This window comes from Lactobacillus sp. ESL0703, from assembly GCF_029433435.1.
GTDB lineage: Bacteria > Bacillota > Bacilli > Lactobacillales > Lactobacillaceae > Lactobacillus.
The window spans coordinates 369,991-393,212 of sequence record NZ_JAQTIB010000001.1 but is presented as its reverse complement, the minus strand read 5'-3'; the positions used below and the strand labels follow the sequence as shown (position 1 = coordinate 393,212).

Sequence of the window (23,222 nt, the reverse complement as noted above, 5' to 3'; positions counted from 1 at the left end):
AAGTGGTGCTCTTTTTGCTTTATAATAAAAACAGGTTTTTTACCCTAAAGGAGAGGCTATCCGTGCGTGAAAAAATACACCATTTAGATTACAAAATTTTAGTGCCATATTTGTTGCTGATTGTCATTGGGATCATTATGGTTTATTCGGCTAGTTCTGATATTTTGCTGGTAAATGGTTTTAAGCCATCAGTTTATGGTGTCAGACAGGCAGAATATGCGATTGCGGGATTAATTTTTGCCTTCTTATTTTTTAAATTAAAACTTGAAAATGTCAAGAGTGCTAAGTTTGTTGAGTGGTTTTTAGGCATTAGCACGATCATGCTGCTTTACTTAATTGGTTTAAAAGTTATTAAGGGTTCAGCTGCCGCCGTTAACGGTGCCGTTGGCTGGATTGATCTGAAGGTTATCAAAATCCAACCGCTGGAAATTGCCAAATTAGCTCTCGTAGTTTACCTTGCGTTTATTTTAGACAGGCATGATGGTGCCTTTCGGCGCGGCCATATTATCGAAAATTTATCGCGGCCGGCAATATTAGCTGGAATTATGATGTTTTTGGTATTACTTGAACCTGATTTTGGGGGGACGGCAATTTTAGCAATGATCGTAATTGTGCTGTTTTCCATGTCGGGGATGCCTGCTAAGACAGCACTGATCTGGTTAATTGGCATTGGTGTCAGCGTCTTTTTGCTGGTAACATTGGTTGTTCATTGGAATCCTAAATTTTTGCAAGATAGCTATCAGTATCAACGGTTTATGTCCTTTCTGCACCCGTTTCAGCTGCAGCAAAAGGGTGGCGCCCAGCTGGTTAACTCTTATTATGCAATTCATAATGGTGGTCTGTTTGGTGTAGGTCTTGGCAACAGTATGCAAAAGCGTGGCTATTTGCCGGAACCATATACAGACTTTATTTTGTCAATTGCTGCTGAAGAACTTGGCGTAATTGGTGCAATCGTAATTGTAGGTCTGCTCTTTTACTTAATGTGGAGCATTATGGAAGTGGGCATTCATGCCGATTCGCAATTTAATGCCTTAGTTTGCTTTGGTGTAGCTACAATTATTTTTACGGAAACTTTATTTAATGTTGGTGCGGTATTAGGGCTGCTGCCGATTACTGGGGTTACCTTGCCGTTTATTTCTTATGGTGGGTCGTCAATGATTGTCCTTTCGGCATCAATCGGTTTAGTGCTCAATGTGGCAGCTAACGAACGAATGGAAAAGGAGAGTGAAGAATGAGTGTTAATCAGGACTTACAAGACACCCCGATAACTAAGAGACAGGGCCTAATTGTCTACCTTGATTCAGCTAGTAACCAGTACAAGCTGCGGCACTATGGCGATATTGTCTATTTTTCTAAAAAAATGTGTTACTGCGTTTTATATACCGATCAAAAAGAAATCGATCAGGTAATGCAAAAGTTAACTGCACTTGATTTTGTTAAAAAAGTTGAAAAATCGAGTGAAGAAAATTTGGATTTGTCCAGCAGTCATATTGAACAACAAATTACAGAGATGGCTCAGGCCGCAGAAGATAAACTATTAAAAGAACAGGAAAAACTAGAACATTTATCATGAGAATTATTTCTGGCAAGTATGCCAAGCGCAACTTATTTACGTTAAAAAGTCAAAAGACAAGACCAACCAGTGATAAGGTTAAGGAATCACTGTTTAATAGTTTGGGGCAATTTTTTTCAGGTGGACAGGTGCTGGACCTATATGGCGGCAGCGGTGCCTTGGGCATTGAAGCCGTATCGCGCGGCTGTGACCATGCAACAATCGTTGATATTAATTATGCAGCGGTAGAAATTATCCGTAAAAATGTTGCGCTCACTAAAGAAGAAGAGCGGTTTTTAATTTATAAGATGCCCAGCAATAATGCACTTAAAAAGTTGGCTCAGGATAAGCAGCAGTTTGATTTGGTATTTTTAGATCCGCCTTATGCTAAACAGCAAATTGTCAAAGATATGCAAAAAATGCTGGCATTAGATTTATTAACGCCAAATGCGATAATTGTCGCTGAAACTGATGATGAAACTAGGTTGGGCGATATTGCCGACTTTACACTGCTTAAAGAGCATCATTTAGGCAAAACAATCGTTCGCTTCTATCGGAGGGCAGAGTAATGACAGTTGCGCTATTTCCAGGGAGTTTTGACCCGATTACGAACGGCCATGTTGACGTTGTCAGACAGGCTGCAGGGATGTTTGACAAGCTGTATGTGGTCGTAATGACTAACACTTCTAAAGAATATTTATTTACTGTTGATGAGCGGGTTGCCTTTGCCCAAGATGCGTTAAAAGACTGTCCAAATGTTGAAGTCTTGAAAAGACCGGAAGACTTAACAGTTAATGTTGCGCGTGAGTTACATGCTCAAGCGATTGTTCGCGGTGTCCGCAACAGTTCCGACTTTTTATACGAGCAAGAAATTGCGGCAATGAATAAAAAAATGGTACCAGAAGTGGCGACAGTTTTGTTATTTACCAAGCCAGAAGATAGTTTTGTTGCCTCGAGCATTATTAAGGAAGTTGCTCATTTTCATGGTGATATTAGTGCTTTTCTGCCTCAAAAGGCAGCTGAGGCCTTAAAACAAAAGTTGGGATAATTTATGGCACAAGAGCAGCAAAACAAGCGACAGGGTAAAAAACAGGCACGAAATTGGCTATTATTCATTATTGCCTTGGTTTTAGTAATTGTTGGTTTAAGTTGGCCAACGAATTATTACTTAGAAATGCCGGGACAGGCGATTTCTACCGGTCAATTTGTGAAAAGCAAGAAACCTAAGCCTAATAATCTATATTTGGTGACGGTAAGTGAAACCAGTCGGCCGGCGACGGTTTGGCAATATTTATGGAGCTACACGCAAAAATATACAACGCGAATACCAAGTTCAGAATTATTGGGCGGCGAAACTAACAGCCAGTATGAGGAACTGCAAAACTGGTACATGGAAACCAGCCAGCAAAATGCAATTTACTATGCTGCTAAACAAGCAGGCCTAAAGCCCCGGCTGGATTACAAAGGCGTTTATGTAATGCAGGTGCAGAAGCATTCGAGCTTTAAGAATAAATTGCAAGTCGGTGATACGGTTCTAGGGGCTAATGGTCATCGGTTTAAGTCAACTGAAGAAATGATGCGGTATTTACAAAAGCAGCCGCTTCATGCGCGAGTTAAGATTATGGTATTGCGTGAGGGTAAGCAGCAGTTTTTTACCGGTAAGATTGTGAAAGTTGCGGGAACCGGTAAGCCGGGAATTGGTATTCAGCTGGTTGAACATGTTCAGGTCACTACGAAACCGCGATTAACCATTAATGCGGGCGAGATTGGCGGACCATCTGCTGGGTTAATGTTTACTATAACCAGTTATGAGACGTTTACTGGGCGCCAATTGGCACGGGGGCATAAGATTGCCGGTACAGGGACAATTGCTCCGGATGGCAAAGTTGGCATTATTGGCGGTGTTGACAAAAAAGTTGTTGCCGCGGATAAAGTTGGCGCTGAGGTTTTCTTTGCTCCAACGGATACAACAGGTGTCAAAAAATCGGCAAGTAATTATGCAATTGCCAAGAAGACTGCCCGGGCAATTCATTCAAAGATGAAAATTGTTCCGGTAAGAACGTTCACTGATGCCCTCAATTACTTAAAACAGAATTATTAATTAAAAAAGTCCAGAAAAATTTCTGGGCTTTTTTCGTATTTAATAATTGAGGTGAAAAACGTGAACTGGGAACAAATCAAAGATTTTATTTTAGACCACAAGCAGTATTTTTTAGTTGGCTTAGTTGTTATTGGAATTGTTCTTTGGACTCATCAGGGCAGCAGTCAAAATGATACTGCCACTGAATTTACTGAAGAGCAACATTCAGCGCAAAAAGAGACACCAGCTAAAGAAACGGCTAATGAAGTTAGTAGTAAACAAGATCCAGAGCCAGCAAAAGCTAAAAGTGTCACCTGTGATATTTCGGGAGCGGTTAAGCATCAAGGTGTCTATACTTTGAAGTCTAGTGCAAGGCTGCAGGAATTAATTGAAGCGGCTGGGGGCACTACAAATAATGCAGAGTTAAAGCAGGTTAATCGTGCCTTAATTTTACAAGATCAGGATAAGGTCCATATTCCTTATCGGGGCGAAAAAATTAAGGCTAATGAAATTGTAACTTCGGTAAGTGGTAGTTCGGCTGCAACTCCAGCAGATGGCACGAGCAGCACAACTTCTGCAGCCGATGCTACTGACCATGCAAAAGTTAATTTGAATACAGCCGATGCTCAAGGATTACAAAAGCTTAATGGAATCGGGGAGAAGAAGGCGGAACAGATTATTGCCTACCGACAAAAAAACGGTAGTTTTAAGAAAATTGAAGATTTAAAGCAAGTTTCAGGAATTGGTGATAAAACTTTTGCGGCGCTTAAAGACCAGTTGGCAGTCTGAACTGCTAGCTCCCGGCTTTTTCTTATTGTTGGCATTACTAGGCGTTGATTTAAGTTTTGGTATTTATCAGAGCCACGGTTATTTACAGCAGTTAGTTTGTATTTTATTGGCAGGTTATTTGGTCTGCCTACTTTTGAAAAAGTTTGGTCGCTTGAAGTGGCTTGTTGTTGCCTTTTTGGTAATTGGGACGATTAATGTTGTCTTACATAACCATCAAACTCATTTTACGTTGACGGAAAACGCGATAATCAAAGTTTATCCCGATCAAATTAAGGTTGATGATGATTGGCTGTCTGGTATTGGCCATGTGAAAACCGGACAAATTCTGGTTGCGGGAACAGCAACTAAGCAGCAGCTTAGGCAGCTTAATCAGGGAAAGCCGGTATATCTATCTAGTTTAGTAGGTGATGCTAAGTCAATTGAACCAGCGACTAATTATGGTCAATTTAACTTGCGGCAATATTATGCTGGTAAAAATATTTGGCAGCAGGTTAAACTTAAAAGTTGTCAAATGCAGGTTCGAGCTGGCAGTTGGAGCGATTATTTTCATTACTTAAGGTTTAAATTGCAGTCTTATTTTCAAAAAATGCCCCGAATTTTAGGATTTTTTAGCAGCGAATTAATATTAGGAGAAAATTCCAACCAGGATAATCAGCAAATTTTAAATAATTACCGTGATCTGGGAGTAATCCATATTTTAAGTATTTCGGGTCTGCATGTTGGTATCTATGCGTTGGTAATTAGCACACTTTGTTATTATCTAAAATTTACCGAAGAAGAGACCTTTGGCTACTGCCTGATTATCTTAGTGGCTGGGGTATTTTTAAGTAATGGTCAAGCTGGTTTTGTACGTGCTAGTCTAACTTATCTGTTAGGGAAAATATTCAGTTTCAAAGGTTGGCAAATAAAGCATTTTGATTTGTTAGGCTTAACTTGTCTGGTGCATTTATTGCTCAATCCACGTTTAATGATGGGCACTAGCGCCATTTTGACTTATACGCTGGCTTTCGGGTTAGAGATGACTGATAAAATGCCGAACTTGAAGCAGTCAGCAATGCTTAATTTATTATTAACTCCATTATTGCTGGTTTATTTTTTTCAGTTCAATCTATTAACAGTTCTTTTTAACTTGTTAGTTGTACCATATTTTAACTGGGTAGTAATGCCGCTAACATTTATTAACTTAGTGGTATTTAGCTGGAATCAGCATCTGTCTACAATATTTGAGCATCTTTTGAATTACGGCGAACAGATAATTGGTAAATTATCGGCAACCAAAATTGGTTTATTAACTTTTGGCAAAATTAATTGGTGGCAGTGTCTCTTTTTGTTGATTTTAACAGCAGCCTTATTAATTAATATTAATGAAAAAGGACAAATAATTAAATTAAGCCGTAATTTAGCAATTGGACTTGGCGTAACTTATCTATTGTTGCTGCTTACGATTCATTTTCCGCTTACTGGACAAGTAACTTTTATTGATGTTGGGCAGGGGGATAGTATTTTAATTACAACACCGCTTTGGCGGCGCGTATACATGATTGATGTGGGTGGCAAATTAAATTTTGGCGGTAAAAAATTAAAGCCGCAAGTCAATAAGATAACCATTCCGCTGCTTAAAGCTGAGGGCATTAGTCAAATTGATGGGCTCTTTGTTTCGCATCAGGATGCCGATCATGTTGGTGATTTAGGGTCGCTCTTAGAACAAGTAAAAGTCAAAAAGTTATATATGGCGCAAGGATTAATTAATAATCCGTCTTTTCAAAAAAGAATTAATGGCCGAATTACTCGCGAGCAGATTGGACAATTATTGGCAGGGATGACGGTTAAGGGACCAGTGACTTTTCATGTTGTGTACCCGTTTAAACCGGGATTAGGAACCAATGATGATTCGCTATCCTTAACCTTTACATTGGCACATGAAAGTTGGCTTTTTACTGGCGACTTGGGTCAGGCTGGTGAACAGAAAATTATGTCTAGGTATGGCCTTCATGCTGATTACTTTAAATTAGGACATCATGGCAGTAGGACAGCATCTAACCCGGAATTTTTACAGAAATTACACCCAGCAATGGTCTTTATTTCTGCTGGTCGAAATAATCGTTTTGGCCATCCGCATCCAGAGACTTTGGCGACATTGCAAGCGCAACATATACCATGGGCTTCAACTCAAGACTGTGGTATGATTACATGGACTTATGGCATAGCTAAGCCTAAACTAACACGTTTTATCACGGTGAATAACAAATGACATTACTTTCTTTATTTAAAAATTCCAACAGCAATAATCTGCAAACCTTAATCTTGGGTGAAGATAGCTTCTTAAATGATTATCTGGCCCGTTCTTATACGCATGAAGAGCGTTTTAATGACTTTGAACGGGTTAATGTTGATTGTGAAGGTGAAGGCCTTGATGAATTAATTGCAGACTTAACTGAATCAAGTTTATTTAGCCAGCAAAAAATCATCACGGTCAAAAACCCGTTCTTCTTGACGGCAAAAGCACCTAAAAAAGTGCAGAAGCAGATGGATCAATTGCAAGAAATCTTTGCAAATTTACAGCAGTTGGATGACATTGTTGTGCTGGTGGCTTCTTATGACAAGGTTGACCGTCGTAAAAAGTTAACTAAAACAGTCATGCAGCAGTTCAACGTTGTTGAAACCAAGGTCAAAACATACGAGGTTGCTGCAGTAACTAAAAATTTGATTGCCGCAGAAGGTTACCAAATTTCGCGCACAGGCTTGCAATTATTACTGCAGCGCAGCGATCAGGTTTTGGACACGATTTTAGGTAATTACAATAAACTGAAAATGGTTGCGGTTGATGGGAAAATTACTGAACAGGCAATTGCGCAGAATGTTGACTTATCGCTTGCGCAAAATGTTTTTGCCATTTTGGAGTCCGCATTAAAGCATAACTACCAAGAAGCGATTAGCCGGCTTGATAACCAGCTGCGTGAAGGGAGCAATCCAATTCAATTATTAGCCGTTTTTGAAAATCAGTTAGAATTAATTTTAGCTGCAAAAATTTTACAAAAGCGGGGAAGAAGTGAGGCTCAGATTGTTAAGGCACTTGGCGTTCATCCTTACCGCGTAAAGTTAGCTCTAGGTAATCGTTTAGCACTTGAAGACCTAATGCGTTTATTGGAAGAGGCAATTAAGCTAGACTTTAATTATAAAAACGGTCAGTATCATGAAGATAACTTTCTGAAATTATTTATTTTGAATGTATAAAAAAAGACAAGAACCAAAATGGTCCTTGTCTTTTTAATTGTTAGTCAATAAAAATTAGGCTAACTATTTAGCCAATTTAGCCAAACGACTCTTGTCACGGCTAGCCTTGTTCTTATGAATAAGACCCTTTGAAGCGGCCTTGTCCAAAGCACGAGCAGCAGCAATGTGTAATTCGGAGGCGTCTTCAGCACCGGCTGCTTGAGCAGTCTTGAACTTCTTAACAGCAGTTCTTAACTGGTTCATTTGAGCGGCGTTACGCTTTCTAGCAGCATCTTGAGTTTTAACACGCTTAATAGCTGATTTGATTTGTGGCATGAGATTCACCTCCATTGATCGTAATTTTACTTAATTGATTATACTGGAGAATAATCGCAGATGCAAGATAATTTATACTTGCTTTTTAAAAAAATAATCTGTATTATACTATTGTTGTGAACCGTTAACGCTGTTTGCACGCTCACACCTGACGGTTAACGTTGTTAACGGCAATTATTTTAGTGAAAGGTGAAAAAATATTATGGCAATTTCAAAAGCTGAAAAAGACGAAATCATTAAGAAGTACGCAACTCACGAAGGCGATACAGGCTCAACTGAGGTTCAAGTTGCAATCTTGACTACAGATATCAACAACTTGACTGAACACATGAAGAGTCACTCACACGATCACCATTCTTACGTTGGTTTACTTAAGAAGATTGGTCACCGTCGTAACTTACTTCGTTACTTACAAGATAACGACATCAATCGTTACCGTGAATTAATCAAGAAGTTAGGTTTACGTCGTTAATTGCAAATATGATAAAAAAGTCAGCTCGTTTCGAACTGGCTTTTTTATTTTTGTCATCATTACTTTTTATGCTAAAATTAACAAAGATACTTTTTACGTTGTGATCGCTATGATCCATAAAATAACAACTGAATAGAAATAGAAAAGGAAGTATAATGGCTGATCAAGTTAAAATAATGATTTTGAGCGGCGTCCGTGAACAAGGAAAAGACATGTTCGCTGTTCAAGTCAACGATGAAATTTTTGTCCTTGATGCAGGATTGAAGTATCCTGATAGTTCTTTGTTTGGAATCGATTTGGTTATTCCAGATCTTGATTTCTTTGAGCAGTATGGCGATCAGGTTGTCGGCATCTTTTTGACGCACGGACACGCTGATTCTATTGGTGCCTTACCGTATATTCTGCGAGACTATGATATTCCAGTCTTTGGCTCACAATTAACAATTGAACTTGCTAAGATCAAGGTTAAGCGGGTTAATAAGCGTTGTAAGAATAGCTTGTTCCACACAATTGATGCGGAAACCGAAATTGATTTTAAGAATGCGAATATTTCGTTCTTCCATACAACACACTCAATTCCAGATTCATTAGGGATCGATGTTCATACACCAGCCGGTGAAGTTGTTTATACGGGAGACTTTAAGTTTGATCCGTCAGCAGCGCCAAATTATCGCACTGATATGGATCGACTCGCTGAAATTTCGCAAAAGGGTGTTTTAGCGCTTTTAAGTGATTCGTCGAATGCAGAAGCTTCATTGCCAAATGTTTCTGAACAAAGTATTGGCGACTACGTTACCAATGTCTTTCGTAATACTGAGGGACGCATTATTGTTGCTGCCAAGGCATCTAATATTATTAGAATGCAGGAAGTGTTTAATGCCGCTCAAAGAACTGGCAGACGCGTGTTATTAACTGGCCGTGATGTAGCTAAGATTGCTCGAACAGCAATGGAATTAGGTTACTTAAAGGCGCCTAAGGGCTTATTGATGCGGGTCAAAGACCTGAAGACAACTCCTGATAATAAGACGGTAATTTTAGAAACCGGCCAGATGGGTGAGCCGCTTAATTCTTTACAGAAAATGGCGCAAAATCGGCACAGCATGATTACAATTCATCAGGGCGATTTGGTCTTTATTTCGACAACACCGTCTCACGCGGTTGAAACAACACTCGCTCAGACAAGTGATATGGTTTACCGCGCTGGGGGAACTGTAATTCAATTAGGTCATGCCAAGCATACTAGCGGTCATGCGACTGGGCGCGACTTGCAGTTATTAATTGACACCTTAAAGCCGAAATTCTTAATTCCAGTAATTGGTGAATATCGCTTGCTTGAAATTCACAAGGATTTAGCAATAAGAACTGGCTTGAAGAAAGAAAATATTTTTATTACTAAAAATGGTGATTGCTTGAGCTACGACTTTAAGCAAAAGAAATTGTACTTAACTGACCCAGTACCTGGCGAGGATACAATGATTGACGGTTCAGGTATCGGGGACGTGGGCAACATCGTTTTGCGCGACCGGGAAGTATTGTCTGACGATGGTATCTTTATTGCTGTTGTTACAATTGACCGCCGCAAGAAGAAGATTATTGCCGAGCCCCAGGTTACCAGCCGTGGATTTGTCTATATTAAGGCTAATCGTAAGCTAATGCATGACAGCATTGAGTTAATCAAAGAAACCATCAACAATAATTTCGCTCATAAAAAGTTTGATTGGACCGAGATTAAACAAGATGTTCGTAACGACCTTGAGAAGTTTCTGTACAAGCAGACTAACCGTCGGCCTGTTGTCCTTCCAGTTGTGATGGAAGTTAATCAAAATCGTCATCGAGCAATGCAAAAGCGCAATAATAAGCAGGATGCCGAACAACCAGCACCAGCTAATAAAAAGTCAAACCAAAAAGCTGAGCAAAAGGACTAAAGATGACCTCATTGAGTCAACAGAATTTAATTAATTTAGCCCAAAAAAGCGCTGCAGCTGGTGACTTTGAGCAAGCAATTCAATACTTGGAAGAAGCATTGCGCAGCGGCCGAACAACTGAACTAGTAACAAATCTTTGCGATTTATACTTAAAGGACGGGCAAGAATATGCTGCTTTTGCGTTAATTAAAGAAGAACCTGATCTTTTTTCTGACCAAGCCATTTTTGCGGAGTACAGTAAAGTTTTACAGGCAAATCATTTTTTAATTGAAGCACTCGAAGTCCAAAATTTAAGTAAAAATAGGGTGAAAATTACCGTTGCGCCAATTGCTCTAGCTCAACAGCAAGAGGTAATGCAAAATTTTAAGCAAAAAAAGCAGGTTACCCAGTTTGATTATGAGCAGTTATTCAAATTGGATTTACCTAATTTTGTTAATTTTGCTCAAAGTCTTTTGCTTGATCCGAGCTTAAACTTTGCCGTGAGGATTGCTTTGTGCGAAGATTTAGTTCGTCTTGGCGTCAAGGATAAAATCCGGGTCTTGGTCTTAGGCCAGACTGAAGAATTTATTCCCCAAGAGACTGAATTACTAGAAAAGGGTACAGTTTACCACGAAATTATTTCGGCAATTGGCTCGCGATATTATCATCGCCCCAATCAATTACCAACGGTTTTGGGTGAAGTAAACTTGATTTTAGGCAGTCTTTATCCTAAACTAGCTAAGTACGTTGATGAGCCAGACAGCTTTGCTAGTGATCTTGCATCGTATATTGAACATCACGATGGTCGAGGTCACCACAAGCTGTTTGAGCAAATTTATGCTAATTTGCCTAAATAATTTTGAATAAAAAGACTTTACTTTTCGAAAGTATTTAGTATAATAGCAAAGGACGTTTTCATTAGGCATGGCTCTATGCATTAAAATACTAGGCATTTGCCAATGAAAGTAGTACAATATTCAACAGAGAATTATCCGTTACTTACTCAACGGACTTCTTGCAAAATTACAGGAGGGTCATTTTAATGGCAGAAAAAGAACATTACGTTAGAACGAAGCCACACGTAAACATTGGTACTATCGGTCACGTTGACCATGGTAAGACCACTTTAACTGCGGCTATTACTAAAGTTTTATCAGAAAAAGGCTTAGCAAAGGCTGAAGATTATTCAGAAATCGATGCTGCGCCAGAAGAAAAGGAACGTGGTATTACTATCAATACCGCCCACGTAGAGTACGAAACTGAAAATCGTCACTACGCTCACATGGACGCTCCAGGTCACGCCGACTACATCAAGAACATGATTACCGGTGCTGCTCAAATGGATGGTGCTATCTTAGTTGTTGCCGCAACTGATGGTCCTATGCCACAAACTCGTGAACACATTTTGCTTGCTCGTCAAGTTGGTGTTAACTACATCGTTGTCTTCTTAAACAAGACTGACTTAGTTGACGACCCAGAATTGATCGACTTAGTTGAAATGGAAGTTCGTGACTTGTTAACTGAATACGATTACCCTGGTGACGATATTCCAGTTATCCGTGGTTCAGCTTTGAAAGCTTTACAAGGTGACAAGGAACAACAAGACGTTATCATGAAGTTAATGGACACTGTTGACGAATACATTCCAACTCCAGAACGTCAAACTGACAAGCCATTCTTAATGCCAGTTGAAGATGTCTTCACTATTACTGGTCGTGGTACTGTTGCTTCAGGTCGTATCGACCGTGGTACTATCAAGACCGGTGACGAAGTTGAAATCGTTGGTTTGGTACCAGAAGTTCTTAAGTCAGTTGTTACTGGTTTGGAAATGTTCCACAAGACTTTAGACTTGGGTGAAGCCGGAGATAACGTTGGTGTATTGCTTCGTGGTATTGACCGTGATCAAGTTGTTCGTGGACAAGTTTTGGCTGCACCTGGCTCAATTCAAACCCATAAAGAATTTAAGGGTCAAGTTTATGTTTTGAAGAAGGAAGAAGGAGGACGTCATACTCCATTCTTCTCAGACTACCGTCCACAATTCTACTTCCACACCACTGATATCACTGGTGAAATCGAATTGCCAGAAGGTACTGAAATGGTTATGCCTGGTGATAACACAGAATTTACTGTTACTTTGATTAAACCAGCTGCCATTGAAAAGGGTACTAAGTTCACTATCCGTGAAGGTGGTCGTACTGTTGGTGCTGGTCAGGTTACTGAAATTCTTGACTAGTTTCTAAAGAGACAGTTAAAAAAGATGTACTTCTTCATAGAAGTACATTTTTTTTGTCTAAATTTGTTTTTTGCGCGCGTTTAATGTAAGATAATTTAGTACGCAACAAAGCGATCGAACTCGACATTGGAGGTATTTAATTAATGTCTGTAAAATGGAATAAGACCGGTAAGACTACCGGAGAACTTACTTTTGATATTTCTCAAGCTGAGGTTAAGCGTGGCTTGGATCAAGCTTTTAAAAGAGTAAAGAATAGTTTACGTGTTCCTGGCTTTAGAAAAGGTCATGTTTCTCGTGTTATTTTTGACCAATACTATGGTGAAGAAGCATTATATGAGAATGCTTTGAACCTTGTTTTGCCAGAAGCATATTCAGCTGCTGTAGAAGAAGCTGGTATTGCTGCTGTAGGTCAACCAGAAATCCAACCTTTAGCAATGGATGCTGACAAGGATTGGACAATGAAGGCTATTGTTTCAGTTGAACCTGAAGTTGAATTAGGCGACTACAAGGGTATTGAAGTACCTAAGCAAAACACACGTGTTTATGCTAAGGATATTGATGCTGAACTTGAAAAAGACCGTGAAAAGAACGCTGAACTTGTTCTTAAGAAGGGTGCTTCTGAAAAGGGCGACACTGTAACAATTGACTACAAGGGTACAATTGACGGTACTGCCTTTGATGGTGGTTCAGCTGACGATTACTCACTTGAACTTGGTTCTAACACATTTATCCCTGGCTTTGAAGATCAACTTATTGGTCACGAAGCTGGTGATGATGTTGACGTAGTAGTTACCTTCCCAGAAAACTACGGTGCTAAAGATTTAGCTGGTAAAGAAGCTCACTTTGCAACTAAGATTCATGAAATCAAGTCAAAGCAAATGCCTAAATTAGACGATGAATTTGCTAAAGACGTTGATGATTCAGTTGAAACTCTTGATGAATTAAAAGATAAGATCAAGAAGAACCTGAAGGAACAAAAAGAAAATACTGCTAAGGATGCTATTGAACAAGCAGCTATTGAAGGTGCTGTAGCTAACGCTACAATTGACGAAATTCCTGATGCCATGATTCAAGAAGACGTTAATACCCAAATGAACCAATACTTGGGCAACATGCAACGTCAAGGTATTAGTCCAGAAACTTACTACAAGTTAACTAATACAACTGAAGATCAATTGCGTGCTCAATTCAGCAAGGACGCTGCAGAAAGAGTTAAGACTAACTTAGTTCTTGAAGCAATCGTTAAGGCTGAAGATCTTAAAGCTTCAAAAGAAGAAATTGACAAGGAAGTCAAGGATCTTGCTAGTGAATACAATATGGATGAGAAGACTGTCCGTGGTACTTTGACAGATGAAATGCTTGCTCATGACATTAATGTTCGCAAAGCCATCGATCTTGTAGCTGACAACGCTAAACAAGTTGCTAAGTCTAAGATTAAAGAAGACGACAAGTCTGACAAAAAATAGAATTTAATTTCTAACAAAAAAGGTGGTTTGTGATAAACCACCTTTTTTTATGTTCTACAAGCAAATAGTTCTGGTACTTTTTAAAATTTATGATACCCTTATTCTTGTAGATTACAGGAGGAATAGTATGGCAACACAGTTTACTGATCAGGAAGAAATTAAATGCTCTTTTTGTGGTAAAACACAAGATCAAGTTAAAAAGATGATTGCTGGCAACGGCGTATATATCTGTAATGAGTGTGTTGATTTATCTAAGAAGATTATTGACGAAGAGTTAAAGTCGGACTCACTAAAAAAAGCCCATGACCTGCCAAAACCAATGGAAATCAAGAAACAACTTGACCAATACGTGATTGGGCAGGAGCGGGCTAAAAAAGTTCTGTCAGTGTCTGTTTACAACCATTACAAGCGAATTAGTCAAATGGATGTTGATTCATCCACGGAACTACAAAAATCAAATATTGCCTTAATTGGGCCAACTGGCTCTGGTAAAACCTATTTGGCCCAGACCTTGGCCAGAATTTTAGATGTGCCCTTTGCAATTGCTGACGCAACTACATTAACCGAGGCAGGTTACGTCGGTGAAGATGTCGAGAATATTTTACTTAAATTATTGCAAAATGCTGATTACGATATTGATCGGGCAGAACGCGGCATTATTTATATTGATGAAATTGATAAAATTTCTAAAAAAGAAGAAAATGTTTCAATTACGCGTGATGTCTCCGGTGAAGGCGTACAGCAATCATTACTGAAAATCTTAGAAGGAACCATTGCTTCGGTTCCACCACAAGGTGGTCGTAAGCATCCACAACAAGAGATGATCCAGATGGACACCACTAATATTTTGTTTATTGTTGGTGGTGCCTTTGACGGCATCGAACAAATTGTTAAGAATCGTTTAGGTAAAAAGATTATCGGCTTTAGTGCTGAAAATGAACTTAATCAGGCGCAAGATGACGCTTGGACGCAGCATTTGACAACTGCTGACCTGGTTAAATTCGGCTTGATTCCAGAATTTATTGGTCGAATTCCGATTATTGCAACTTTAGACAAGCTCAATAATTCTGACTTAGTCCGGATTTTAACAGAACCAAAAAATGCGTTGGTTAAGCAATATACCAAGTTATTAGCACTTGACCAGGTAAAATTGAAGTTCACCGACGGTGCATTAGAAGCAATTGCTGACATGGCAATTGAACGCAACATGGGTGCCCGGGGTTTACGGACAATTATTGAAAATGCAATGATGGGTATCATGTATAAGACGCCAAGTGAACCAGATATTGAAGAAGTCGAAGTTACTAAGGACGTCATTACACATAATGCCGAGCCTAAGGTAACTCGCCGAGCAGATGACGATGAAATGAAGGTAACCGTAAATGATCATTAGAAGTAGTGATTATGCGATTAGTGCTGTTCGTGAAGATCAGTATCCCAAAGATAATTTGCCTGAAATTGCACTTGCGGGCCGATCTAACGTTGGTAAATCAAGCCTTATCAATTCGCTGTTAAACCGAAAAAATCTTGCTAGAACTTCATCACAACCGGGTAAAACGCAAACGTTGAACTTTTATATTGTCAATGAGGAATTTTATCTAGTTGACGTTCCCGGTTATGGCTATGCGAAAGTTTCAAAATCGCAACGAGCTAAATTCGGTGAAATGATTCAGGATTATCTTGAAACACGAGAGAATTTAAGGGGCTTAGTCATTTTAGTTGATTCGCGTCATGAACCAACTAAGGATGATATTGCCATGTATAATTATGCGCAATACTTAAATTTACCGATTTTATTAGTTTGTACAAAAATTGACAAGGTCAAAAAAAATCAAGTTAACAAGGTACTTGCTAACTTGAAAAAGACATTGGATTTATCCTATGACAATGTTACTGTTCTGACATACAGCTCAGTTAAAAAACTGCATGTTAAAGAATTAAGTGACTGGATTGAACAACATTTACAGTAAATAAAAATGACTCTAATTAGAGTCATTTTTATTTATCTTCAGTTTTCTTTTTAGTGTCTTTAGCTAATTTTTTCTTTTTATCTTCCGGTACAGTTGCAAACTTATCGAATAATCTTTCTAATTCATCTTGTTTTTTAAAAGTTAAGCCCATAAGTATCTTCCTTTCATTATGCTCATTATAATAAAATTTGATGAAGAGGGCTAGTATTAAATTATATTATTTTAAATAATTTTAATTATGTAAAATATATAGTGAGGATAGAATAAAACCGATTTCAGTTGAGTTATGTTAAAATTAATAATACACTTTGGGGGAGTGATTTTTTGGCGACAGAATTAATTGAAAATAAATTGAAGTTATTACCCGCGCAGCCGGGCTGTTACTTAATGAAAGACATCAACGGGACAGTTATTTATGTCGGTAAGTCAAAAAATTTAAAAAATCGGGTACGTTCATATTTTAAAAGCAAACAAGTTGGCCGGCGTGCTGAATTAGTAAGAGAAATCCGTGATTATGACATTATTACGGTGTCGACTGATAAAGAAGCATTTTTACTTGAAATTACTTTAATCAAAAAATATCAGCCTTATTATAATGTGCAATTAAAGCAAGGCACAGGTTATCCCTATATCGAAATCACCAATGAGCGTGATCCGCAGACGAAGTTGACGAGTATTGTTCGGCGCGATGGGGGCTATTATTTTGGCCCGTATCCTAATGTCTATGCTGCTCAGGCAACTTTGAAATTCATTCAAAAAGTTTTCCCGCTTAGGCACTGTCATGGTAAAGAGGGGCGGCCGTGTCTGTACTATCACATGGGGCAATGCTTAGGCGCCTGCTTTAAGACTGTACCCAAGGCAACCTATGATGCCCAAATTAAGAAAATCAAAAGTTTTCTTAATGGTGATATTGCCGCGGTTAAGCAGGACTTGAACCAAAAGATGCTGGAAGCATCGCAGAATCTTGAGTTCGAGCGGGCAGCAGATATTCGCGATCAGTTAAAATATATTGAAGAAACCGTTGAAAAGCAAAAAATTATCTCGAATGATAATAAGCAGCGCGATATTTTTAATTTTTACGTTGATAAATCTTGGATTTCGATTCAGATTTTCTTCTTGCGACAGGCAAAATTATTACGCCGCGAAACGCGGATGTACCCGTTAACAGATACCAGTGATCCAGAGGATACTTTTGCATCGTTTATCGTGCAGTTTTATGGCCAAAAGAACCGGATTTTACCAAAAGAAGTACTGGTACCCAAGGGACTAGATAATGAAGCACTGGCCGAAGTGTTGACCGTACCGGTTAGAACACCGCAGCGCGGACAAAAGCGGGCGCTATTAGATATGGCTAAGGATAATGCCAAATTAAAGCTAGACGATAAATTTAGGCTGTTAGAATTAGGTAATCGTAAGACCAAGGGGGCACAAAAAGAAATTTTTGCGTCATTAGGTTTACCCTATGGCCACGTTATTGAAAGTTTTGACCACTCACACATTCAGGGAGCTGATCCAGTCTCGGCGTTAGTCGTATTTAAGGATGGTGAGCCTGACAAAAACGCCTACCGGAAGTATAAGCTCAAGGGGGAAGTTGAACACCAAAATGGTGGCGATGAAGTCAGAAATACGCGTGAAGTTGTTAGACGCCGCTATGGAAGGCTGTTGCGTGAACACCAGAAGATGCCAGACCTAATCCTGATGGATGGGGGACAAATTCAAGTTGAGGCGTGTGAAGACGTTCTGCGTAATGAGTTAAACCTTAACATTCCGGTTGCTGGGATGGTTAAGGATGATAAGCACCGCACCAACCACTTGCTTTTTGGCGATCCAATCAATGGCGTGCCCTTAAAGCTGATCCCGCTTGATCCAAAGTCGCAGGGCTTTTACTTAATGACTAGAATTCAGGATGAAGTCCACCGGTTTGCGATTACCTTTCACCGTAAAACGCATGCCAAAAATGCTTTGTCGAGTAAATTAGATTCAATCAAAGGAATTGGTCCCAAGAGTAGAAATAAGTTGCTGCGGCAGTTCGGTTCTCTTAAAAAGATTAAGGAAGCATCAATTGATGAATTACGAGCTGTTGGCCTGACCTTGCCGCAAGCGCAAACAGTTAAGTTAACCCTGTAATTGTAAAGTTAACGGGTGATAACAGTGGTTTTTATGTTATAGTAATGTATTAGAGTTTAGAAGACGGAAGGAGAATTGACATGCCTACATTTGTCGATCAAACTAAGATTGAAGTCCAAGCCGGTAAAGGCGGCGATGGCATGGTTGCTTTCCGCCATGAAAAGTACGTTCCAAATGGCGGTCCAGCCGGTGGTGACGGCGGTCGTGGCGGCAGTATTATTTTTGTTGCGGATAGCGGATTAAGAACGTTGATGGATTTTCGTTATCGGCGGAAATTTAAGGCGGAGTCCGGTGAAAATGGACGCATTAAGTCCCAATATGGGCACGGTGCAAAGGACCTATACTTAAAGGTACCGATTGGTACAACAGTCTATGACTTTGATACCAATGAAGAAATCGGTGATTTAACCGAAAATAAGCAGGAATTAGTTGTTGCGCGCGGTGGTCGCGGTGGTCGCGGTAATATTCACTTTGCTACAAGTGTCAATACGGCACCGGAAATTGCTGAAAACGGCGAACCAGGAGAAGACCGTGTCTTGCGGCTAGAATTAAAAGTGTTAGCCGATGTCGGTTTAGTTGGCTTTCCATCAGTTGGTAAGTCGACCTTACTATCGGTTGTCACTAAGGCTAAGCCAAAGATTGCAGCCTATTCCTTCACTACATTAACGCCTAATTTGGGTATGGTTATCTTGCCTGATGGCCGTGACTTTTCAATGGCTGACTTACCCGGCTTAATTGAGGGTGCTAGTCAAGGTGTTGGTTTGGGAATTCAATTTTTGCGCCACATTGAGCGAACTAAGGTCATTTTGCACCTCGTCTCAATGGATCCAGCTAATGGCCGTGATGCAATGGCTGATTACAAGGCGATTCGCAAAGAATTGTTAACCTATGATGATAGTCTTGAAAACAAGCGGGAGTTAATTGTTGCTTCGCAGATGGACATTTCTGGTTCAGATGAAAAGCTTGCTGAATTTAAGCAAAACTTGCAAGAGGCAGGAATTAATGAACCTGTTTATGCAATTTCGAGTGTGGCTCATCAAGGCGTTGACGTCTTGATGCAGGATACCGCCACAATAGTTGCTGAAGTTGAAAAGCAGCAGGCTGAAGAAGCTCCTAAGCAGGTTGAGGAAACCAAGGAATACAAGTTTACTGCTCCTAAGAAGAATGAATTTACAATTGAAAAACTTGAAGATCATGTCTTTGAGATTAAAGGTGAAAGTTTGCTTCGGTTGGTTGAACGTACCAATATTGATCACCATGATGGGATTATGCGGTTAGCTCGTAAGCTGAAGAATTTAGGGGTTGATGACGCTTTACGCGAAAACGGAGCTGTAGACGGCGATGACGTAATAATTGGTACATTCAATTTTGAATTTGTCCAATAGAATCATTAAATAGAAAAGTTTGACAATATGACAAAAAATCGGTTTATTACAGGATATTCTGGACTTAGAGCATTGGCAGTGATTGGCGTGATTTTATATCACCTGAATCCTAATACTTTCGTCGGCGGTTATCTTGGGGTGCCGATCTTTTTTGTGTTATCGGGATATTTAGTCACGGATCATATGTTTAAGGCGTACCGTGAGCAGGGGTATTACGATCAACGCAAATTTTATTTAGGTCGGATTAAAAAATTATACCCGCCGTTAATTGCTGTTTTGTGGTTATCGGCCGCTTATATCTTTTTGTTTCAACGCAATTTACTAGTTAAATTGGCCCAAATTGTGGTAGCTAACCTGCTAAATGTTTATAATTTTTGGCAGATTTTAAATGGTCAAAGTTATTTTGAGCGGTTTGCTACTAATGAATCACCGTTTACGCATTTATGGACAATGTCAATTAACGGACAATTCTATCTTTTATGGCCAATCGTAATTTTTTTGCTAGTTAAATTCGCTAAAAAACGCAAAACAAGTTTTTGGATCTTATTCGGTGTGTCTCTTGCTTCAGCGCTAGAGATGGCAGTGATGTATCATAGCGGTGTCGACATTAATCGAATTTATTACGGTACAGATACGCGCTTTTTCTCGTTAGGGTTAGGTGCAGCTTTGGCAGTAATCTGGCCAATGGAAAAATTACGCAAGAATGTTACTAAGGTTGACACTTGGCTGCTCGACGGCGTGGGTTTAGTATCATTATGCGGTTTGATTTGGTTATTCTTTAGTTCACAGATGAATCCAGAACAAGCATTTCCTTATTACGGTGGGATGCTATTATTTACGCTGTTAACGACTATCTTGGTCGGGGTTATTGCTCATCCTGGCAGTCATTGGAATGAGTGGCTGACCAATCCTGTGTTTAATTGGATTGGTTCACGCAGTTATGGAATATACCTCTACCAATTCCCCGTGATGATTTTCTTTGAAGACAAGGTAACCAACATGGCGGATCATGTTTTTCTGTATCCGCTAATTGAAGTGATTTTGATTTTACTGTTAAGTGAAATTTCTTACCGCTTAATTGAACAGCCGCTAGGCAAAATTACGTGGGTAAAATTTAAGAACTACTTTAGACAATTATTTAAAAAGTCAACCAAAAATTATTTAGGTAAATTACAGGCAATTGTTGGTTATTTGTTATTTTTAATTGGTACCACAGGAATTTTGGTTTCACCAGCAGTCAAAGCGCAAGATTTTAATAAATCACAATTGGCGACCCGGATTAGGGCAAATCAGGTACAACAGAAAAAAGATAATCAAGTTTTAATTACTAAATTGCAAAAAGCCAAGAAAAAAACGCGGCAAAGGACTAAACTAGTTAATGAGGCACAACGTACGGCAAAAAGTCATCCAGTTAACCGGTCATTCAAAAAATATGGCATTTCACAAATAGACCTACAATTAGCACAAAAGGTGCAGTTGACGGCGATTGGGGATTCCGTAATGGCGGGTTCAAGCAACATGCTTGCGCAGTTGATGCCTAAGGCAGTAATTGATGCTGCAGTCTCACGTCAATTAAGTGTGGCTACGGGCTTAATTAATCAGTATCAGTCCCAAAAGGCTTTAGCTAATAATGTTTTAATTGGCCTTGGGACTAACGGACCATTTTCAATGGGTGATTTAGACCAATTAATGAAGCAGATGGGACCCAAGACGCAAGTCTTTTGGATTAATACGCACGTGCCAGCTAAGCCATGGCAAAATCAAGTTAATAGTTTGCTGAAAACGGCAGTTAAAAAATATCCGAATTTAATTATTATTGATTGGTATAATTATTCAAAGAAGCATTCCAACTGGTTTTATCAGGATAATACACACCCAACACCAGTAGGATCAAAGTATTATAGTGTTTTGATTGCGAAGACAATTGTCAAGCACGCAAGATTTTAGAACGGGAAAGATATGGAATTACAATTTCTAGGTACAGGAGCGGGCCAACCGTCCAAAAAGCGTAATGTTTCAAGTATTGCACTGAAGATGCTTGATGAAATAAATGAAATATGGTTATTTGATGTTGGGGAAGCTACGCAGCACCAGATATTGCGGACAAATATCCGTTTACGCAAGGTAACTAAGATTTTTATTTCACATAATCACGGCGACCATATTTTTGGGCTGCCAGGCTTGCTTGCTACTAGATCCTTTCAAGGTGATGTTGGGCCACTGACAATTTATGGTCCAAGTGGGCTAGAACAGTTTGTGCGCACAGCTTTGCGAGTATCACGCACTAAGGTTACTTACCCAATTAAGTTTGTTGTTTTAGACCAGGGCGGCTTGATTTATCAAGGCCAGGGCTTTAAGGTTTATGCTGAAAAGTTAGTCCACCGTGTGCCTAGTTTTGGCTATCGGATAGTTGAAGATTCACATCAAGGTGAACTTTTAATGGATAAATTAGCGCAATATAATGTGCCAAACGGCCCATTACTTGGTAAACTAAAGAATGGTGAAAAAGTTTCGCTGGCTGATGGTACTGTTTTGGACGGTAAGGACTTCCTCGGTCCTGATAAACCTGGTAGAATAGTAACAGTTATTTATGATACTCGTTCAACACCAACAATTGCTAAATTGGCTCAGAATGCGGATGTTTTAGTCCATGAATCAACGTTTGCCGGCAATGAAGCTGACTTAGCGCATTCTTATTATCATTCAACTGCAGTTGAAGCAGCCAAAATTGCGCGCGATAATGGTGTCAAGAGTTTATATTTGAACCATATTTCGGCAAGATATTTGGGTGCTAAGGCTAAGAATTTAGAAAAGCAGGCACGAAAAGTATTCCCGAATACTAATTTGGCTAATGATTTTGACCGAGTAGAGATTCCAATGAAAGGTGAAAACAATGAGTGATTCGTTAAGAAATAAAGTAGTAGTTGTAACTGGTGCTTCTAGCGGCATTGGCCGTTCAATTGCATTAGAGAGTGCTGGCCGCGGGGCAACGGTCATTTTGATTGCCCGCAGTCGCAGCATGGATAAGCTTAAGCAGATTGCTGCTGAGGCACGGGAACTTTCTGGCGCGGCATCCTATACTTTCCCTACTGATATGGGGAATAATGACCAAATTGACGCTACTTTTAAAGAAATAATCAAGGTAACTAAGCACATTGATTATTTGGTTAACTGTGCAGGCTTTGGCAAATTTGAGCAATTTGTTGACACTGACCGGCGAGAAACAGCAGCGATGTTTCAAGTTAATGTCTTGGGATTAATGTACTTTACCAGACTAATTGGTCGGGTGATGATCGAGCAAAAGACCGGTCAAATCATTAACTTTGGTTCAATTGCGGGTAAGATTCCAACAGCTAAGTCTGCCGCATACAGTGCAACCAAAGCGGCGGTTATCCAATTTTCTAACGTTTTACGGCTGGAATTGAAGCCATTTGGTGTCAAAGTCATGACTGTTAATCCGGGACCTGTTTATACTAATTTCTTTAATATCGCTGATAAGAGCGGTAAGTATGCTAAAAGCGTAGAAAAATTCATGCTTGATCCTGATGACGTCGCTTGGCAGGTTGTCCACTACTTTGGCAGTAATAAGCGTGAACTTAATTTACCACTTAGCCTAGCCGTTTTAGCTAAACTATATAATCTGTTCCCAACGATTGGTGATAGTTTATCTTTAAAATATGCTTCTAGAAAGTAGG

22 protein-coding genes are annotated in these 23,222 nt (G+C 39.5%); 20 read left to right on the top strand and 2 right to left on the bottom strand.

Annotation, left to right across the window (positions count from 1 at the left end; translation table 11 throughout):
- Positions 1–62 precede the first annotated feature (62 nt).
- From PT278_RS01700 to holA, 8 genes are read left to right on the top strand one after another with little or no spacing between them, the layout of a single operon-like run.
- Positions 63–1,235 carry an FtsW/RodA/SpoVE family cell cycle protein gene (locus PT278_RS01700; RefSeq protein ID WP_277129718.1) on the top strand — a complete coding sequence of 391 codons (1,173 nt, stop codon included), beginning with the start codon at positions 63–65 and terminating at the stop codon, positions 1,233–1,235.
- A complete protein-coding gene (locus tag PT278_RS01695; RefSeq protein WP_277129717.1) occupies positions 1,232–1,573 on the top strand; it encodes a YlbG family protein in 342 nt (113 codons plus the stop codon). The genes PT278_RS01700 and PT278_RS01695 overlap by 4 nt, the downstream gene beginning before the upstream one ends.
- Positions 1,570–2,121, top strand: a complete 552-nt coding sequence (gene rsmD, locus PT278_RS01690) for a 16S rRNA (guanine(966)-N(2))-methyltransferase RsmD (protein WP_277129716.1) — start codon at positions 1,570–1,572, stop codon at positions 2,119–2,121. Before PT278_RS01695 ends, rsmD begins: the two co-directional genes overlap by 4 nt.
- Positions 2,121–2,600, top strand: coding sequence for a pantetheine-phosphate adenylyltransferase (coaD, locus tag PT278_RS01685; RefSeq protein ID WP_277129715.1), 480 nt, complete (start codon positions 2,121–2,123; stop codon positions 2,598–2,600). Before rsmD ends, coaD begins: the two co-directional genes overlap by 1 nt.
- Before the next feature lie 3 nt (positions 2,601–2,603).
- The gene (locus PT278_RS01680) at positions 2,604–3,653 is read left to right on the top strand and encodes a SepM family pheromone-processing serine protease (protein ID WP_277129714.1); all 1,050 of its coding nucleotides are present in this window, start codon (positions 2,604–2,606) and stop codon (positions 3,651–3,653) included.
- Between the two features lie 60 nt (positions 3,654–3,713).
- The gene (locus PT278_RS01675; RefSeq protein WP_277129713.1) at positions 3,714–4,421 is read left to right on the top strand and encodes a helix-hairpin-helix domain-containing protein; all 708 of its coding nucleotides are present in this window, start codon (positions 3,714–3,716) and stop codon (positions 4,419–4,421) included.
- Complete coding sequence (locus tag PT278_RS01670) at positions 4,390–6,672, top strand: DNA internalization-related competence protein ComEC/Rec2 (RefSeq protein ID WP_277129966.1); 2,283 nt, start codon at positions 4,390–4,392, stop codon at positions 6,670–6,672. The genes PT278_RS01675 and PT278_RS01670 overlap by 32 nt, the downstream gene beginning before the upstream one ends.
- Entirely contained in the window at positions 6,669–7,655 is a 987-nt protein-coding gene (gene holA, locus PT278_RS01665) for a DNA polymerase III subunit delta (protein WP_277129712.1), read from the top strand. Before PT278_RS01670 ends, holA begins: the two co-directional genes overlap by 4 nt.
- 63 nt (positions 7,656–7,718) lie before the next feature.
- Here holA and rpsT read toward each other — a convergent pair whose 3' ends face one another.
- Complete coding sequence (gene rpsT / locus PT278_RS01660; protein ID WP_277129711.1) at positions 7,719–7,970, bottom strand: 30S ribosomal protein S20; 252 nt, start codon at positions 7,968–7,970, stop codon at positions 7,719–7,721.
- Positions 7,971–8,172: 202 nt separating this feature from the next.
- On the opposite strand from rpsT, the gene rpsO reads away from it, so the two are divergent.
- The 7 genes from rpsO (at position 8,173) to yihA (ending at position 16,015) form a co-directional block, all read left to right on the top strand.
- Positions 8,173–8,442: a 30S ribosomal protein S15 gene (gene rpsO, locus PT278_RS01655; RefSeq protein WP_277129710.1), complete on the top strand. Its 270-nt coding sequence runs from the start codon at positions 8,173–8,175 to the stop codon at positions 8,440–8,442.
- Positions 8,443–8,597: 155 nt separating this feature from the next.
- On the top strand, positions 8,598–10,367 hold the full coding sequence (locus PT278_RS01650; protein WP_277129708.1) for a ribonuclease J: 1,770 nt from the start codon (positions 8,598–8,600) through the stop codon (positions 10,365–10,367).
- 2 nt (positions 10,368–10,369) lie between these two features.
- Positions 10,370–11,203 (top strand): tetratricopeptide repeat protein, encoded by an 834-nt coding sequence (locus PT278_RS01645; RefSeq protein ID WP_277129707.1) that lies wholly within the window; start codon positions 10,370–10,372, stop codon positions 11,201–11,203.
- 185 nt (positions 11,204–11,388) lie between these two features.
- Positions 11,389–12,579, top strand: coding sequence for an elongation factor Tu (tuf, locus tag PT278_RS01640; protein ID WP_277129706.1), 1,191 nt, complete (start codon positions 11,389–11,391; stop codon positions 12,577–12,579).
- 143 nt (positions 12,580–12,722) lie between these two features.
- A complete protein-coding gene (tig, locus tag PT278_RS01635; protein ID WP_277129705.1) occupies positions 12,723–14,045 on the top strand; it encodes a trigger factor in 1,323 nt (440 codons plus the stop codon).
- Positions 14,046–14,172: 127 nt separating this feature from the next.
- Positions 14,173–15,438: an ATP-dependent Clp protease ATP-binding subunit ClpX gene (clpX, locus tag PT278_RS01630; RefSeq protein ID WP_277129704.1), complete on the top strand. Its 1,266-nt coding sequence runs from the start codon at positions 14,173–14,175 to the stop codon at positions 15,436–15,438.
- Positions 15,428–16,015: a ribosome biogenesis GTP-binding protein YihA/YsxC gene (yihA, locus tag PT278_RS01625; RefSeq protein ID WP_277129703.1), complete on the top strand. Its 588-nt coding sequence runs from the start codon at positions 15,428–15,430 to the stop codon at positions 16,013–16,015. The genes clpX and yihA overlap by 11 nt, the downstream gene beginning before the upstream one ends.
- A gap of 28 nt (positions 16,016–16,043) precedes the next feature.
- Here the strand turns inward: yihA and PT278_RS01620 are convergent, their stop codons facing one another.
- Entirely contained in the window at positions 16,044–16,166 is a 123-nt protein-coding gene (locus PT278_RS01620; protein WP_277129702.1) for an SPJ_0845 family protein, read from the bottom strand.
- A 173-nt stretch (positions 16,167–16,339) separates the two neighbouring features.
- Here PT278_RS01620 and uvrC point away from each other — a divergent pair, with 173 nt between their 5' ends.
- The 5 genes from uvrC to PT278_RS01595 all read left to right on the top strand — a co-directional run bounded on the left by uvrC (position 16,340) and on the right by PT278_RS01595 (position 23,221).
- The gene (gene uvrC / locus PT278_RS01615) at positions 16,340–18,142 is read left to right on the top strand and encodes an excinuclease ABC subunit UvrC (protein WP_277129701.1); all 1,803 of its coding nucleotides are present in this window, start codon (positions 16,340–16,342) and stop codon (positions 18,140–18,142) included.
- 80 nt (positions 18,143–18,222) lie between these two features.
- A complete protein-coding gene (gene obgE, locus PT278_RS01610) occupies positions 18,223–19,527 on the top strand; it encodes a GTPase ObgE (RefSeq protein ID WP_277129700.1) in 1,305 nt (434 codons plus the stop codon).
- 27 nt (positions 19,528–19,554) lie between these two features.
- Entirely contained in the window at positions 19,555–21,474 is a 1,920-nt protein-coding gene (locus PT278_RS01605; RefSeq protein ID WP_277129699.1) for an acyltransferase family protein, read from the top strand.
- Positions 21,475–21,486: 12 nt separating this feature from the next.
- Complete coding sequence (gene rnz, locus PT278_RS01600) at positions 21,487–22,428, top strand: ribonuclease Z (RefSeq protein ID WP_277129698.1); 942 nt, start codon at positions 21,487–21,489, stop codon at positions 22,426–22,428.
- On the top strand, positions 22,421–23,221 hold the full coding sequence (locus PT278_RS01595; protein ID WP_277129696.1) for an SDR family oxidoreductase: 801 nt from the start codon (positions 22,421–22,423) through the stop codon (positions 23,219–23,221). Before rnz ends, PT278_RS01595 begins: the two co-directional genes overlap by 8 nt.
- Position 23,222: the final 1 nt, after the last annotated feature.

What these genes read in the sequence shown, in the direction of transcription:
- PT278_RS01695 (WP_277129717.1), top strand. Translation starts at nt 1,232, where the DNA reads ATGAGTGTTAATCAGGACTTACAAGACACCCCGATAACTAAGAGACAG.
- rsmD (WP_277129716.1), top strand. Translation starts at nt 1,570, where the DNA reads ATGAGAATTATTTCTGGCAAGTATGCCAAGCGCAACTTATTTACGTTA.
- coaD (WP_277129715.1), top strand. Translation starts at nt 2,121, where the DNA reads ATGACAGTTGCGCTATTTCCAGGGAGTTTTGACCCGATTACGAACGGC.
- PT278_RS01680 (WP_277129714.1), top strand. Translation starts at nt 2,604, where the DNA reads ATGGCACAAGAGCAGCAAAACAAGCGACAGGGTAAAAAACAGGCACGA.
- holA (WP_277129712.1), top strand. Translation starts at nt 6,669, where the DNA reads ATGACATTACTTTCTTTATTTAAAAATTCCAACAGCAATAATCTGCAA.
- rpsT (WP_277129711.1), bottom strand. Translation starts at nt 7,970, where the DNA reads ATGCCACAAATCAAATCAGCTATTAAGCGTGTTAAAACTCAAGATGCT.
- rpsO (WP_277129710.1), top strand. Translation starts at nt 8,173, where the DNA reads ATGGCAATTTCAAAAGCTGAAAAAGACGAAATCATTAAGAAGTACGCA.
- PT278_RS01650 (WP_277129708.1), top strand. Translation starts at nt 8,598, where the DNA reads ATGGCTGATCAAGTTAAAATAATGATTTTGAGCGGCGTCCGTGAACAA.
- PT278_RS01645 (WP_277129707.1), top strand. Translation starts at nt 10,370, where the DNA reads ATGACCTCATTGAGTCAACAGAATTTAATTAATTTAGCCCAAAAAAGC.
- tuf (WP_277129706.1), top strand. Translation starts at nt 11,389, where the DNA reads ATGGCAGAAAAAGAACATTACGTTAGAACGAAGCCACACGTAAACATT.
- tig (WP_277129705.1), top strand. Translation starts at nt 12,723, where the DNA reads ATGTCTGTAAAATGGAATAAGACCGGTAAGACTACCGGAGAACTTACT.
- clpX (WP_277129704.1), top strand. Translation starts at nt 14,173, where the DNA reads ATGGCAACACAGTTTACTGATCAGGAAGAAATTAAATGCTCTTTTTGT.
- yihA (WP_277129703.1), top strand. Translation starts at nt 15,428, where the DNA reads ATGATCATTAGAAGTAGTGATTATGCGATTAGTGCTGTTCGTGAAGAT.
- PT278_RS01620 (WP_277129702.1), bottom strand. Translation starts at nt 16,166, where the DNA reads ATGGGCTTAACTTTTAAAAAACAAGATGAATTAGAAAGATTATTCGAT.
- obgE (WP_277129700.1), top strand. Translation starts at nt 18,223, where the DNA reads ATGCCTACATTTGTCGATCAAACTAAGATTGAAGTCCAAGCCGGTAAA.
- PT278_RS01605 (WP_277129699.1), top strand. Translation starts at nt 19,555, where the DNA reads ATGACAAAAAATCGGTTTATTACAGGATATTCTGGACTTAGAGCATTG.
- rnz (WP_277129698.1), top strand. Translation starts at nt 21,487, where the DNA reads ATGGAATTACAATTTCTAGGTACAGGAGCGGGCCAACCGTCCAAAAAG.
- PT278_RS01595 (WP_277129696.1), top strand. Translation starts at nt 22,421, where the DNA reads ATGAGTGATTCGTTAAGAAATAAAGTAGTAGTTGTAACTGGTGCTTCT.